At 44.5% G+C, this 14035-nt stretch carries 12 protein-coding genes and 1 other annotated feature; of the genes, 2 read left to right on the top strand and 10 right to left on the bottom strand.

Annotation, left to right across the window (positions count from 1 at the left end; translation table 11 throughout):
• Positions 1 to 90 precede the first annotated feature (90 nt).
• From thrC to thrL, 4 genes are all read right to left on the bottom strand, one after another.
• A complete protein-coding gene (gene thrC / locus R8N28_RS09195; protein ID WP_025768425.1) occupies positions 91 to 1371 on the bottom strand; it encodes a threonine synthase in 1281 nt (426 codons plus the stop codon).
• Positions 1368 to 2324, bottom strand: coding sequence for a homoserine kinase (thrB, locus tag R8N28_RS09190; protein WP_017635074.1), 957 nt, complete (start codon positions 2322 to 2324; stop codon positions 1368 to 1370). The genes thrC and thrB overlap by 4 nt, the downstream gene beginning before the upstream one ends.
• Before the next feature lie 20 nt (positions 2325 to 2344).
• Positions 2345 to 4804: a bifunctional aspartate kinase/homoserine dehydrogenase I gene (gene thrA, locus R8N28_RS09185; RefSeq protein WP_054578516.1), complete on the bottom strand. Its 2460-nt coding sequence runs from the start codon at positions 4802 to 4804 to the stop codon at positions 2345 to 2347.
• Positions 4805 to 4857: 53 nt separating this feature from the next.
• Positions 4858 to 4977 (bottom strand) — a sequence feature (Thr leader region).
• Positions 4913 to 4990, bottom strand: a complete 78-nt coding sequence (gene thrL, locus R8N28_RS09180) for a thr operon leader peptide (protein ID WP_074192076.1) — start codon at positions 4988 to 4990, stop codon at positions 4913 to 4915. It overlaps the preceding feature by 65 nt.
• 422 nt (positions 4991 to 5412) lie before the next feature.
• Between thrL and R8N28_RS09175 the strand changes: the two genes are divergently transcribed.
• On the top strand, positions 5413 to 5883 hold the full coding sequence (locus R8N28_RS09175) for a hypothetical protein (protein WP_005381821.1): 471 nt from the start codon (positions 5413 to 5415) through the stop codon (positions 5881 to 5883).
• Here R8N28_RS09175 and R8N28_RS09170 read toward each other — a convergent pair.
• The gene (locus R8N28_RS09170; protein WP_005381822.1) at positions 5880 to 6362 is read right to left on the bottom strand and encodes a putative 4-hydroxy-4-methyl-2-oxoglutarate aldolase; all 483 of its coding nucleotides are present in this window, start codon (positions 6360 to 6362) and stop codon (positions 5880 to 5882) included. The genes R8N28_RS09175 and R8N28_RS09170 overlap by 4 nt on opposite strands.
• 64 nt (positions 6363 to 6426) lie before the next feature.
• Entirely contained in the window at positions 6427 to 6834 is a 408-nt protein-coding gene (locus R8N28_RS09165; protein ID WP_005381823.1) for a DUF3293 domain-containing protein, read from the bottom strand.
• Between the two features lie 361 nt (positions 6835 to 7195).
• Here R8N28_RS09165 and arcA point away from each other — a divergent pair, with 361 nt between their 5' ends.
• Positions 7196 to 7912, top strand: a complete 717-nt coding sequence (gene arcA / locus R8N28_RS09160; RefSeq protein ID WP_005381824.1) for a two-component system response regulator ArcA — start codon at positions 7196 to 7198, stop codon at positions 7910 to 7912.
• Between the two features lie 85 nt (positions 7913 to 7997).
• Here the strand turns inward: arcA and R8N28_RS09155 are convergent, their stop codons facing one another.
• The 4 genes from R8N28_RS09155 to R8N28_RS09140 form a co-directional block, all read right to left on the bottom strand.
• Entirely contained in the window at positions 7998 to 8447 is a 450-nt protein-coding gene (locus tag R8N28_RS09155; protein ID WP_054574283.1) for a hypothetical protein, read from the bottom strand.
• Position 8448: 1 nt separating this feature from the next.
• Positions 8449 to 10803 (bottom strand): aerobic respiration two-component sensor histidine kinase ArcB, encoded by a 2355-nt coding sequence (arcB, locus tag R8N28_RS09150; RefSeq protein ID WP_005381826.1) that lies wholly within the window; start codon positions 10801 to 10803, stop codon positions 8449 to 8451.
• 237 nt (positions 10804 to 11040) lie between these two features.
• Entirely contained in the window at positions 11041 to 12786 is a 1746-nt protein-coding gene (locus R8N28_RS09145) for a GGDEF domain-containing protein (RefSeq protein ID WP_213869787.1), read from the bottom strand.
• A gap of 35 nt (positions 12787 to 12821) precedes the next feature.
• Positions 12822 to 13781, bottom strand: coding sequence for a TIGR01212 family radical SAM protein (locus R8N28_RS09140; protein ID WP_005381829.1), 960 nt, complete (start codon positions 13779 to 13781; stop codon positions 12822 to 12824).
• Positions 13782 to 14035: the final 254 nt, after the last annotated feature.

Below are 14035 nucleotides of genomic sequence, written 5' to 3'. Positions count from 1 at the left end.
GAGTCAAAACTTACCGACAATAAAAAAGGTGAATGATTACTCATTCACCTCTCGTTATTTCTGTTTTTGATACTTACTATACTTTGAAGCTTACTGCACGCGGCGCAGTACTTGTTTCAATGCGTCAAAGTCTGCGTCGAGCTCTTCCGATAGCAGCTCCATCGCAGCGTGCTTCGCTAGTGGCGCAGGAAGCTCGATATCGGATTCTAGAATATCATCCACGACTTCTTTGAACTTCGCAGGGTGAGCAGTACATAGGAACAGACCGGTTTCACCGTCTTGCAATTGTTCTTCAAGCACTCGGTAAGCAATCGCACCATGCGGTTCGCATAGGTAGCCTAGAGCATGTAAATCTTTCACTGACTGTGCGCTTTGCTCATCAGATACTGCGCCTTTACCTAACGTCTCCAAGCCCCACTCTTTCACGCGGCACAGCTCTTCAATACGAGGCCAGTTGTTTGGTTGGCTCACGTCCATCGCGTTCGATGTTGTTGCGACTGTTGGTTTTGGCTCCCACTTACCTGTTTCTAGGTAGCGAGGAACAGTGTCATTGGCATTAGTTGCCGCGATAAAGCGTTTGATAGGCAAGCCCAGCGCTTTTGCCAGTAGACCAGCAGTTAGGTTACCAAAGTTACCACTTGGTACTGATACCACTAGGTTTTCACGCTCTTGCTTGCTCATTTGCGCAGCTGCTTCAAAGTAGTAACAGATTTGCGCCATCAAACGGCTGATGTTGATTGAGTTTGCAGAGTTCAGACCGATCTCTTCACGCAGTGCAGAATCATCAAAAGCTTGCTTAACCAGTGCCTGACACGCATCGAAGTCTCCATCGATCGCGACAGTATGGATGTTCTTACCAAGCGTACAGAATAGCTTCTCTTGCAGTGGGCTGATCTTACCTTTCGGGTAAAGAATCACAACGTTGATGTCTTCCATACCGTAGAAAGCATGCGCAACGGCTGCGCCAGTATCGCCAGAAGTTGCTGTCAGAATGGTGATCTTGCCACCGTCCGAAACGGCTGCAAGAGATTGCGCCATAAAGCGACCACCAAAGTCTTTAAACGCAAGCGTTGGGCCATGGAACAGCTCCAGTGCGTAAACACCATCTCTTACTTGGTTGATAGGCGCAGGGAATTGGAATGCAGCATCAACAAGAGCATTCACTTTCTCCTCTGTAAGTTCATCTCCAATTAACGCCGATAGAATCTTAGTGCTACGAGAGACAAAGTCTTCTGCAAGCAGCGCATCGATATCTTCAAATTTTGGTAATTCCGATGGGAAAAATAGACCTTGGTTACGGCCTAACCCTTGGCGAACGGCTTGGCCAAAGGAAACTTGTTCATCATTTTCTTTTATATTGTAAAGCTTCATAGCTCACTTCCTGTTACTTTCGAACCCTGCTTATCTAGACGACAAACGTGGACGAATCCTTCTTCGTTTTGTACGTAGTTTTGTTCTAACCAGCGAGCAACTCGCTCAGCGACATCTTTCTCTTTGCAAATACTGAACAGTGTCGGACCACTGCCAGAAATACCGGTTGCCAATGCACCCGCAGACGCTGCGTATTGACGTGCATTCGCAAAACCTGGAAGCAGTTTCTCACGATACGGTTCTGCGATCACGTCTTTGATCATTTTTGCAGCAAGTTCTGGCTGACCAGAATGACACGCATGAATAAAGCCCGCAAGGTGGCGACCATGAGCAATGATATCTTGTCGGCGGTATTGAGATGGTAGGATCTCACGCGCTTCCGCCGTTGATACCTTGATACCCGGATACGCCATCACCCAGTACCAATCATCAAAGCAAGGCACTTCTTGACTGATGATACCCAACTCTTCAAGCATCAGTTGCACACCACCAAGGTAACATGGCGCAACGTTGTCGTAGTGAATACCACCAGAGATCTTACCTTCCATCTCTCCCATCAGCGCCAATAATTCTGTCTCGTTAAGTGGCTGTCCATGGAATCGGTTCAATGCATCTAATGCAGCAACGATAGAACATGCACTTGAGCCTAAACCAGAGCCAATTGGCATGTTCTTTTCTAGCGTCATCTCAAGTGGTTTTAGCTCAACGCCTTTTTTGTCTAACTCACGAGCAAACACAAGCCAACAGTCGTAAACGATGTTCTCTTTTGGTTCAGTTGGCAATTTCTCAACAAAATCACCCGCCGTTTTAAGGCTGAACGGATCAGCCCCAGATTTCACCAATACACGGTCACCCAATAGTGTGCCATCCACTGGAGACACGGCAGCCCCCAGCACATCAAAGCCAACGCTTACATTACCAATTGATGCTGGGGCATAAACCACTACATCCATATCACTTGAACTCATTATTGTTATACCCCTAGTTTCCAACCTAAAGTACGCATCACGTCAGAAAATACACCTGCAGCCGTTACTTCGGTGCCTGCACCATAGCCACGTAACACTAGTGGGATTGGCTGATAGTAACGGCTGTAAAATGCCAGTGCGTTTTCACCGTCCTTGATTTTATACATTGGATCGTTTTCATCCACCGCTGCGATGCTTACTGTGCACTTGCCCTCATTAATCTCACCAACGTAGCGCAGTACTTTGCCTTCTTCCGCTGCCTTTGCAGATAATTCTTTAAAGTAAGCGTCTGCTTCAGGTAAACGCGCCATAAATTCATCAACGCTACCAGAATCATCAAAACCTGGTGGCAGTGCTTGATCAACCACAACGTCTTCTAGTTCTAGAGACATGCCTGCTTCACGAGCTAGGATCAGAAGCTTACGCGCGACATCCATACCAGAAAGATCATCACGAGGATCCGGTTCAGTAAAACCATTTTCTTTTGCGATATTAGTAGCTTCACTTAGGCTCATACCTTCATCTAACTTACCGAAGATGTATGACAGAGAGCCAGAAAGAATACCGCTAAAGCGCTCTAGCTCATCACCCGCTGAGATTAGGTTTTGCAGGTTTTCGATTACCGGTAGACCCGCCCCCACAGTTGTTTCGTACATCAGCTTGCGACGAGAGCTGCGCGCAACATCGCGAAGCTGATGGTAGTAAGCCATGCTTGCTGTGTTTGCTTTTTTATTTGGTGTAACGACATGGAAACCAGCAGCTAAGAAATCAGCGTATTGGTTCGCGATATCTTCACTTGATGTACAGTCAACCAATACTGGGTTGATGATGTGGTTACGTTGAACCAAAGAAATCAAACGCGCTAGGCTGAACTCTTCTGTCGCTGCCGACATACGATCACGCCAATGCTCGAGTGGCAGACCTTCACTATCAAGTAAAAGACCTTTGCTGTTTGCCAAGCCACACACGCGAATAACGATGCCTTTTTCCGCAAGCTTCGCCTGTTGACGCTCGATCTGATCCACCAGCTCACCACCAACGCCACCAATACCAACCACGAATACGTCTAAGAAGTGCTTAGAGTTGAATAGGTTTTCGTGACACGCTTTGATCGCTTCAGAGATTTTATCTTCAGGAATCACGGCTGAGATAGCACGCTCAGATGAGCCCTGTGCGATGGCTACAATGTTTACGTTCACTTCAGCAAGAGATGAGAAGAAGCGAGATGCAACACCGCGCGATGTACGCATGCCGTCACCAACCAACGTTATGATTGAAACATTATCAATAAACTCGACCGGCTCTAATAAGCTATCTTTCAGTTCCAACTCAAACGCATCGGCCAGTACTTGTTGCGCTTTTGCTTTATCTTCTGCCTCAATACAGAAGCTAATGCTGTACTCAGAAGAAGACTGAGTAATAAGAACAATAGACACACCAGCGGAAGACATTGCGCCGAACACGCGGCTTGCCATGCCAACCATACCCTTCATACCTGGGCCGGAGACGTTAACCATAGTTAGGTCGTTTAGCGTCGTGATACCTTTGATCGCCAGATTGTCTTCACCAGTGTCTTGCCCAATCAGAGTTCCTGCACCTTGTGGGTTAAAGCTGTTTTTGATCAGACATGGGATGTGGAACTGCGCGATAGGAGCAATGGTCTTCGGATGCAAAACGGAAGCACCGAAGTAAGAAAGCTCCATTGCTTCTTGGTAGCTAAGAGATTTGAGTAAGCGAGCATCTTCCACTAAACGAGGGTCGCAGTTGTATACACCGTCTACATCAGTCCAGATCTCACAACAATCTGCGCGCAGACACGCCGCAAGAACCGCCGCCGAATAATCAGAGCCATTGCGACCAAGAGTTACCAATTCACCTTTCTCGTTACCTGCGGTAAAGCCTGGCATGATGTTCACATGGCCCTGAGGAAGAGGGTTTTGGCGGAAGTTTTGCGTTGAAACGTCTACATCAACCATGGCTTCAAGGTGATCACCTTTTGCGTATAGGTATTCAACTGGGTCGATAAGATGTGCAGGCTGGCCTTTGGCTTCTAACACCGCTTTCATCAATTGAATCGAAACGCGTTCGCCTTTGCTAATAATACGTGCATTAACATTGTTTGGGCACATGCCAAGAAGATTGATGCCATGAACGAATTGGCGTAATTGAGAGAGAGAAGTTTTCACTTGGTTATCGAAAGCTGAACCATCGATATTGGGTAGTACTGCTTGGACTTGAGTGAAGAGCGTTTTAAACGACTCCTCCAACTCTTTGATTTGTAGTTCTGCTTCACCATTGCGCAATGCGCCTTCAATGACCGCAACCAATTTGTTTGTTGTTTTACCAGGAGCGGAAAGAACAACCGCCACTTCTTCTTGTTGAGCGTTATTGGCAATAATGTCTGCCGCTCTCAAAAAGCGATCTGCATCAGCTAGTGATGATCCGCCAAACTTCAATACTCGCATCCCTTCCTCCGGTATATCTTCTTAAATTTGTCTAAATTCTGGATAAAAAAGCATAAAAAAAGGCCTGTATCTTGTTGGATACAGGCCTTTTTTGTGAATTTCTTTCGCTCAGCAGCCTGCCCCAACATGTGTCGTGTCGGTAATAATAATGGTCGTGGTCATTACTACTAGGCTGTTAGATGGCATAAATAAATATTCAACGTTAATTGTGTTTGCTTAACTCTACGTTTACCGAGTTTCTGATACATAGTCAACAAAAAATTGTTTGTTTTTCCATCTTTCAGAGAATTCTGCTAAGCAATGTCATTGATATTTATAGTTAATTACACATTATTGATCATTTAAAAATCTACAGTTAGTTTTTGTAAAGGACTTAACCATCATCACCAGTTCGGTTTTTTATCTAATAACTAGTCTGATCTTTGCCATAAAACGTACGATCAAATAATTCGAGAGGGTTGTGACACATAACAACAACTTAACTGTGACTTATGTTCATAGGATCGAATTATTTAGAAAATAGGTGAGCTAGCTTTCATATTCTATGCTTTAATAGTGAGAAGCTTTGGGCGCATACTAATAAAAAGTTGACACAAGGAGTGGTGAACATGAAAAGAGGGCTTTTTCTGTTGCTGTTTTTTGTGCCTGGTGTTTGTCTAGCAAACGAGCTTCCGCCGCTTCCAGGTAAAACATCCCCTTCTCCTCATAAACTATTCATTTCCAGCGACAGTTATCAGTCTGACAGTTTTGATGTTTGGAATATCGATACGGGTTACGCTTACGAACTTTTTGATTCGGTAGACGTTTATGTCGGTGCGCGAGTCAATAACTCTCCTACCAAAAATCAAAGTGGTTTTTTGAGTGGGATCAGCTATCACTTTAATGATCGTGTCACGCTGAAAAGTACAGTTCGCTCTTACAAGAACGAAACAGCGGAAGGTATTCGCCAAGACGACAGTAGCCTCGCGGCTGAAGTATCAAGTCGCGTAAAAATTACCGATAAACTGGATCTTCACGCGACTCTTGATTACCAAGATTGGCAACAAGGCTTTGAGGTTGGTTTAGGCTTTCGTTTTTAGAAGTCCAGCTTTTGCTTAGAAATCAACACACCGTTCCAGTCCGCGTAAACGTAGTGCTTAGGTTGAACGATTTGGTTTTGCATCGTTAAGGTTACGTTTACCTCTCCTATCCCGCGTTTCTCTGTTTTAAACGGGTTGGTGCCAAGAGCTTGAACGCCAATGTCCATTTGAGATATTTGTGCTACGTCGCGTATTGCACCATAGACAATGATACCTTCCCACCCATTTTCTATTCCGAGTATCGCTAATTGATCGCCGAGTAATGCTCTCTGACACGATCCATGTCCGTCAACAATCAATACTTTACCCGTTCCATCTTCGCCCAGTACTTCACGCACTTTCGAGTTATCGTGATAGCAGCGCACCGTAACGATTTCACCGTAAAAAGCGCTACGTTGACCAAAGTTCTGCAATGGTAAAGTAAGCAAGCTCACTTGGTCTTCAAATTGGTCACAAATATCGGGTGTAATGTCTCTCATATTTCCTCCGTGAATTTTCTCACCCAAGCGGTGCTTCAGTGAGCAGTATCCTTTTCTATACCTTCTATACGAGCCGAGGTTTAATGGAGCCTAACGTATGAAAAACTTTCGGCTGCGAGCACGCAATAAGATAAAGTTGGTCATTAATGACGTAATAAATCGCGTTTTGTTGAAAGTCACTCGCCAATTCAACGGCTACCTCTGGCGACAACTCGACGGCAAAGCTTTCCTCATACCATGTAAAAGCGCTATCACCTACCGTGACAGGCGCGTAATTAACGTGCTGTAGCTGTTTTTCTAACGCGTGATTGTTTATGCTGTTCTCTTCTTTGGACCTCAAGTTACTGTATGGGTTCCAAGCGGTTATCACAGCATAGTTTGAAACACGCCACTCGGCTTCGAATCTGAAAAAAGATTCTGAATAAGCATTCCATAACGATGCGTCTATGTTCTTATTACTTTTTTCTATCATAAGTCTTAAACGATTAATAACAGTTACATTTCATCAATTGATATAAATCAACAAACTGAATGGAATTAACATTTGAGCATTGTTAGCATGCTGTTAACAATATAAAATCCGCTCAATATCTTAGGGTGTTTACGTTTCAGGCCCCACTGAAAGCAGGAAATGAAAGGTAAACAAGCCCTTTAGAATAAACGTCGCCATTGGATACTGGTGAGTTGGCAAAATTCCATGGAGGGCGGATAACTGAAAGAAGTGTTTTTTTGATCAACTTGATTTATTATCAAAATCACATTACCTGTATGTTATATTTTTGCCTAGAATTTATTCTATTAGCACAATTTTGTCACAAATTTAGGTACCGCCAATGCAAACCCCGCAGATTCTTATCGTTGAAGATGAGCAAGTAACTCGTAACACTCTTAAGAGTATTTTTGAAGCAGAGGGATACGCTGTTTTTGAAGCCAGTGACGGTGAAGAGATGCACCAAGTGTTGTCTGATAACTCAGTCAACTTGGTTATTATGGACATTAATCTTCCAGGCAAGAATGGCCTTCTACTAGCGCGTGAATTACGCGAGCAAGCGAACATTGCTTTAATGTTCCTGACAGGCCGTGACAATGAAGTAGACAAGATCCTAGGTCTTGAGATTGGTGCAGATGACTACATCACTAAACCATTCAACCCACGTGAACTAACTATTCGTGCACGTAACCTACTTAGTCGCTCAATGAGCTCTAACGCGGTGCAAGAAGAGAAGCGCTCGGTAGAAAAGTATGAATTCAACGGTTGGGTACTAGACATCAACAGCCGCTCTCTAGTAAGCCCTGCTGGTGATAGCTACAAGCTACCTCGCTCTGAGTTCCGCGCATTACTGCACTTCTGTGAGAACCCGGGTAAGATTCAAACTCGTGCAGATCTTCTTAAGAAGATGACTGGTCGTGAACTTAAGCCACACGACCGTACTGTAGACGTAACGATTCGTCGTATCCGTAAGCACTTTGAGTCTGTTTCAGGTACGCCAGAAATCATCGCCACTATCCACGGCGAAGGTTACCGCTTCTGTGGCGATCTAGAAGACTAGATTTAACCGCTAATATGCAAAGGGCTTGCTCATTGAGCAAGCCCTTTTTGTTTTAGGTCTAACGACTAATGCAACATCATTGCGGTTAATAAACCTTGTTAATCTTCACGTACTTTTCGACTAACCAACGCTGTTTACCCGCATCGTCTAGAAGCACTGCGATATCAACCGATTTTTCTGTGTTCACATCAATGTGAGACGAGAACGCCACCTCCCATCGGCTTTCACTGTGCGTTCGAGTATCTAAAGACGCACTGTCCACCAACCACTCTTTTTGCCCCTGTTTAATAATAAGAGCTTCTGCCGTTAGATTTGCAGGAAGTAACTGATCTCCTTCGAGGTAAAGTGCACCTTGAATACTTTGCTCTTCCACGTCCCCAATATTCGGCATGAGGTTCACCCATAAATTACTTTTGAGCTCAACATTAACCTCATTAATCGTAATCTGACTGTTTTGTTGCCAATTCACATTTGGAACGGAACTACAGCCTGCCATCAATGCCATGACTAATGCCAATGGTGCGATTCTTTTCATGTTATTTCCTTTGTTCCAACCAACTTTTGAGGACTTGAATATCGTTTTGGTATTCATTTTTGATCTCTTCAACCCAGTCTGAAATGTTTTCCCACCATGCTGGCATATCGGGCGATTGCGCTTTTTGCGCCACACTTTGGATACGTTTCAGGCCAATTGAACCTGCAGCACCTTTGATTTTATGCGCTTCAGAAACAATCCCATCTTGATCTTTCGCTGTCATGTTCGAATCTAAGACATCGATATAGTCTGGCATCATATCTTCAAACATTTTTATGCTGTCGTAGACAGGTTTTGCACCAACAATGTCGACGTAAGACTCTAACATATCCATATCGAGCAAATGTGTCTCAATCACAGGAGAAGGCACTGGCTCTTCCACTGTTTCGGGACCGCTCACCACTTCCTTAGGTTGTTCTAACTGGTGAGCGAAGAATTTATCAATCACTGACTGAATAGCATTCACTGCCAGCGGCTTACTGATCGCATCATCCATGCCGTTATCTAAGTATTCACGACGATCTTTCATTACATTAGCAGTTAAGGCGACCAATGGAGGAAGATTGTTATAATGCTTGCGGTAATAATTGGCGACATCAAAGCCCGTCATATCAGGCAGTTGGATATCCAACAACGCTAAGTCGTATTTTTCTGGCACAAAGTTCACTAACGCTTCTTGGCCCGTCATTGCCACGGTGACAGAGTGCCCTAGGCTCTCTAGTAACGATTTAGCCACAGTTACGTTAAGCTCGATGTCTTCGACCATAAATATGTTGAGGCGCACATTGTCGCGTTTCGCATCAATGACTGGCTCAGCTAGTTCAACAATCGGAACGTGGATCGATACAGTAAAAGTGCTACCAAAGCCTTCCTCACTGGTAACCGTAATGTCACCATCCATCATATTGATCAGTTGCTTAGATACCGCCAAACCAATACCTGTACCGACCGCATGCAGGTTGTCCTTGCCTGATTTCACTTGGTAGTACATCGCAAAGATCTTATCTAGCTCTTCGTCTGGGATACCAATACCTGTGTCTTCCACTTCCATAATAATGGTCGCAAAATCGTCTTCGACATCCGCGCTCACTGTCATCACAACGCCACCTTCCTTGGTGAACTTCATTGCGTTGCTGACCAAGTTCCAAATCACCTGACGTAGACGGGTTGCATCCACTTCAATTGCTTTTGGCAAGTCGCTTAAACGTTCTAAGTCAAAGCGTAACCCTTTTTGTTCCGCCATCAGAGCTGAGATACTCTCAATCTCTGCGACGAAGTCTTCGAAGTTAAGTGGCGCAGGTAATAGTTCTAACTTACGGCGATCAAATTTATCCATATCGATAATATCGTTGAAGATGTTACCTAGCGTAATCGCACTCACATTGATGGTCTGCATGTGTTTACGCTGCTCTTCTGTCAACGGACTATCTAGAAGCATACGACTTAAGCCTACAATGCCATTCAGCGGCGTTCGCAGCTCATGACTGATGGTTGAGATGAAGGTAGTTTTGTCGCGGCTTGCTTTCTCTAACGACTCTTCATGGCGCTTACGTTCAGTGATATCACGACCGAACCCAACGAGACCAAGGTGGCGGCCATCTTTGCTGTAAAATGGCACTTTACGCAGCTCAAAGTAATGCTTGCGACCATCTGGGTATTCGAGCCATTGCTCGTAAGTAATTGCTTGATTATCGGCAAAAACCTTTTGGTCAGTATCAACGATATGCTCGGCGATTTCTTTGCTATACACATCCCAAGGGCTTAATCCGACTAACTGGTGCTCTTTCTTGCCCGTTAGCTCTTCCATCGCGCGGTTACAGCCAGAGAAAACACCATCCGCATTGCGGTAGTAAATTAAGTCTGGTGAGGCATCAATAAATGAACGCAGTAATGCGGTACGTTCTGCCAACTCTAATTGAGTACGTTCGCGTTGGAACACCTCATTTTCGAGGTCTTGCATCGCCTCTTCACGTGCTTCTTCCGCTTTAATACGCTCTTCAATTTCTTGGTTAAGCTTTTCAATGTTTTGTTGAAGTTGGTAATTCAGCTCTTGATCTCGCGAACGCATGTCCTTCAGTTTGGACACCAGCTTAGTTAAACGCTGGCGAGACTCTTCTAGTTGATCGACAACCACAGAGAGGAAGTAAACCGCCCAAGGGGTGATCAATAGACCAAAAAACACCGAACGGACAATGTCGATATCATCTACTCGCCCTTTGAGAGCTAAAGTAATCCCTACCTGCACCACAACAGCTAATGCCACCAGCGCAAGGGCTAGCAAAATAGAGAAGCGAACAATCCCCAGTTTGACTAGCAAGTCGACATAATACTGGGCGAGGTTTTTCATGGGTTTCATTAACTACTCCATGGTGGTGGCTAGATAGCGCCATTCGATGATGAAAAACAGGTAAATGCACTCGACCTAACGCAATTTAGGTCTGTTTGATTAGTGAAAAACACACGGTGCGATCTGCGCTTGTGACACGAGATAGAAAGATAAACCAACGAGCGCACACGCTTCTGTAAGTTTAACGTGTTTAATACGGTGATTTAAACAATCAGCTATCAACTTAGAGCAAGCGGTCACAAAGCGTTAGCAAGAACTGGGGTGAATACAGGTGCGATTACGTCCATCAGCTTTAGCTTGGTATAACGCACTGTCAGCCATAGCGATGCCCATTTCGGGTTCATCACCATGCTGAGGAATGTAAGAGACCAGACCGATACTGACGGTAAGGCGTTCAGATGCTTCTGAACTGTCGTGTTCCATATCAAGCTGTAGAATTTTCTCATGAATACGCTGTGCTACGTTGCGCGCACCTTCCGTGGTGGTATTCGGCAAGATAAAACCAAACTCCTCGCCACCATAACGCGCAACACAATCCGAAGAACGATTGATGACTTGTGTAAACACGGTAGCGACACTGACTAACGCTTCATCACCTTGTTGGTGACCGTAACAGTCGTTGTAATCTTTGAAAAAGTCGATGTCACATAACATGATGGTGAGCGGCAGCTTTTCTCGAGCGTGGTGGTACCACAATACCTGCAGTTGTTCGTCGAAACGGCGTCGGTTCGATACTTGAGTTAAGCTATCCATAAAGCTCAATTTTTCTAACTCTAGGTTGGCTTTTTCCAACTTTTGTTCTGCAAGATAACGCTCAGAAATATCACGCGCCATGATCAGCACACCATTCGTTCCTGATGCTTTATCTTTAAAAGGCGATTTCACCACATCAAACCACGTACTTTTACCATCACTACTCACGACTTTATCTATGTATCGAACTGGCTCTAACTGGCGTAATGCTTCTAAGTCACTATCTGCTAAGCGCGCGTACATCTCTTTAGGAATCACGTCTTGGAGGCGCTTACCTATCAAATCAGAAATTTTTGAAATGCCTAACGCCTTAACAAAAGGCTGATTACACGCTTGATAGACCATGTTCTCATTGAAAATACCAATGGAGTCCGGACTGGCATCCAGAATCGTTTGTAAGATAGTATCTCTTTGCGCTAGCGCCACCTCAGTATCTTTGCGACGCTCCATTTCATCTCGCAGATTCTGTTGCATCTTGTGCCATTCAGTCACGTCATGACTAATAGACAGCGTACCGATAAGCTCACCACTCGGCGAAACAAGAGAGTTTTGATTGACTTCCAATAAGCAACTTCGACCTTGTGGATCCGTTGTCCATTTACGTTCGCTTTTTCTGGTCATCTCACCCAAGGCCTTGGATGCGCAAGCTTCTTCCCTTCGCCCTTGCCAGAATTGATCAAATGCTCGATTGGTCGTTAATAGATTGCCTTGGTGGTCTTGGGTACAAATCAGCTCTGAAAGTGAGTCTAATGCCGAACGTGCGATGATTAATTGGGCAAGTTCTTGTTGCTGCTCTTGGTGAGTGGCTTGATATGGCTGAGCATAAAGAATCCAAACTCGATGATTGCGCAATAAACTCTTTCTGCCTGACAGCTCCACTTTAATAGATTCACTATCAGATAGTCGCCAGTCAAAAGCCTGCTGACGAAAATGACGACTAGAGAAGCGATCGAGAAACTGCTCAAGCTCATGAATATCGAATAAAGCAGGATACAAATACCCCGTTCCCAAAGAGCGAATGCCTAACAACTGCATCGCAGCCTGGTTAGATAGCAAGAGCTGAGCATGGCTAGTGTCCACCACTATGACTGGATAGGGAGAATCCGTTACTAGTTGCTTAAGTGATGTCTGAAAGTGCAAATAGATCAGTGCTAACGCGCACACGCCTGCGATTAACAACAAGACGACATAGCCATAACCGCCTTGACCACCCCAAAGCCAATTGAGTAACTGATCCATCGTTTAAACCTTCAAAGAACACTGGTTAAAATATATCAGTTATTTATTGAGCGATCTGCTATTAATTCCGGTTTAGTATAGATAAAGGCATTCCCCGTAAGGCTCCCTTGAGCACCATGAGCACTGAGATCTCGACCAATTTCCGTCATCGCTAGCCAACGGTTTTCACACCACAGAGGCGATAATAACGTGGGCCTCCTGGCTGCTGATGAAACGCGATGATAAATCACATCTGGTGGTGTCATACGAATCATTTCACTGGCGATCGCAACATATTCTTCTAATTCAGGGGCTTCTAGCTTTCCAGCACGCCAAGCTTTCGCCATGGTGCTACCTTCGACAATATGCAAGCCATGTAACTTGATGCCATCCGTTCCCACGGCCAACACTTTTTGCAGCGTTTCAATATTTTCGGCGCGGGTTTCTTTGGGTAAACCCACAATTAAGTGAGTACAAACCTTGATTCCGAGTGTTCGAGCACGCTTAGTGATTTCGGCATAACACTCAAAGTCATGACCACGATTGATACGTTTGAGGGTGTCGTTGTTGGCGGTTTGAAGACCTAGTTCTAGCCAAATTTCATAACCTTGCTGTACATAGCCCGACAGTAAATCCAATACCGCATCAGGGACGCAATCAGGACGCGTCCCCACACAAAGACCAACCATGTCTGCAGCCTTTAGTGCTTCCTCATACATGTTTTTGAGAACTTGTACTTCTGCATAGGTACTGGTGTAGGCCTGAAAATAAGCGAGATACTTCTTCGCTCTGTGAATTTCACCTGCGCGATCTTTTAACTGTTCGTGAATGCTTTTTATCTGGACTTCTTCATCTGCAAACGAAGCCACATTGCAAAATGTACATCCTCCCCGCCCAATCGTGCCATCGCGGTTAGGGCAACTAAATCCACCGTGCAATGTTAACTTATGAACCTTTTCACCGTATCGACGCTGAAGATCTTGGCCGATTGTATTGACCAACTCATGTAACTGCATAAATTCTCACCAACAATAAATCGTAATCAATCTCACTACGATCTATGTAAATAAATTACATCCCTGCAAGAAAAAACACACAATATTAATCAATTCAAACACCCATCATGCAGGTCAAAATCAATAAACTTGCATAATTAAAGACAAAAATCGTTCATGTTGCGTAAATGTTAAACTAAAAATGCATAATTAAACGAAAAAATTGGGTCACAACGCCGACTTTTTCATTGCATTCTGAAGTGACAAAATTGTAG

The organism is Vibrio sp. Vb1554 (assembly GCF_033344235.1).
This window is presented reverse-complemented; position numbering and strand designations above follow the sequence as displayed.